The 277-nt window shown below is 34.3% G+C and carries 1 pseudogene; it reads right to left on the bottom strand.

The features are described 5' to 3' along the window. A pseudogene (locus tag KVT27_RS24445) lies at nucleotides 1-248 on the bottom strand (DUF418 domain-containing protein); the annotation flags it as partial. Between the last annotated feature and the right edge of the window lie 29 nt (nucleotides 249-277).

Raw genomic sequence — 277 nt, 5'->3', positions numbered from 1 at the left:
TATCCTTTTGCTTCTGTATTTTTCATAAAGATATAAAATCCTACTCCAAATAAGAATGCGAAAATAGTGTAGAACTTTGCTTGTATAAACAAATCTACTAAAAAACGAATCGTCTTATCTGTACCGGTGTAACCTGCCTGATTAAAGGGTTCTAGTCCCGTCATAGTGGGTAGATTCGCAAATAGGATACATAGTATGGCGATACCTCTTATTATGTCTAAAGAATGAATACGGGCGTTTTGTTGCATGTTAATTCTCCTTTCTTACAAAGAAAAAC

The organism is Lysinibacillus sp. GbtcB16 (genome assembly GCF_019091145.1).
In the GTDB taxonomy this organism is placed as follows: domain Bacteria; phylum Bacillota; class Bacilli; order Bacillales_A; family Planococcaceae; genus Lysinibacillus; species Lysinibacillus fusiformis.
This window is presented reverse-complemented; position numbering and strand designations above follow the sequence as displayed.